Origin of the sequence: Domibacillus sp. A3M-37 (genome assembly GCF_024213455.1) — a bacterium.
Taxonomy (GTDB): domain Bacteria; phylum Bacillota; class Bacilli; order Bacillales; family Domibacillaceae; genus Domibacillus; species Domibacillus tundrae.
The window spans coordinates 1-421 of record NZ_JANAVL010000084.1 but is presented as its reverse complement, the minus strand read 5'-3'; the positions used below and the strand labels follow the sequence as shown (position 1 = coordinate 421).

Annotated in this window: 3 tRNA genes; all 3 read right to left on the bottom strand. The window is 46.8% G+C overall.

Going from position 1 to position 421, the window contains the following annotated elements:
* Position 1: 1 nt before the first annotated feature.
* Positions 2–76, bottom strand: a tRNA-Glu gene (locus NLX67_RS22670).
* Between the two features lie 34 nt (positions 77–110).
* A tRNA-Thr gene (locus NLX67_RS22665) sits at positions 111–183 on the bottom strand.
* 7 nt (positions 184–190) lie between these two features.
* Positions 191–265 (bottom strand) — tRNA-Asn (locus tag NLX67_RS22660).
* Between the last annotated feature and the right edge of the window lie 156 nt (positions 266–421).

Sequence of the window (421 nt, the reverse complement as noted above, 5' to 3'; positions counted from 1 at the left end):
ATGGTGACCCCTACGGGATTCGAACCCGTGTTACCGCCGTGAAAGGGCGGTGTCTTAACCGCTTGACCAAGGGGCCGAAATATATAATTGGCTTACATGAAATAACAGTAAGCTTCCAACCGGGCTCGAACCGGTGACCTCTTCCTTACCATGGAAGCACTCTACCTGCTGAGCTATGGAAGCAAAGCAATGGCTCCGCAGGCAAGACTCGAACTTGCGACCAATCGGTTAACAGCCGATTGCTCTACCACTGAGCTACTGCGGAATAATTTAATTAATCAACGACAACTATGAAATAATATCATTTTTCGGATTATTAATCAATAATTCACACAAAAAAAAATAACAGCATGTGCTATTCATTTTTCGCCAGGCGGCGTCCTGCTCTCACAGGGGGAAACCCCCAACTACCATCGGCGCT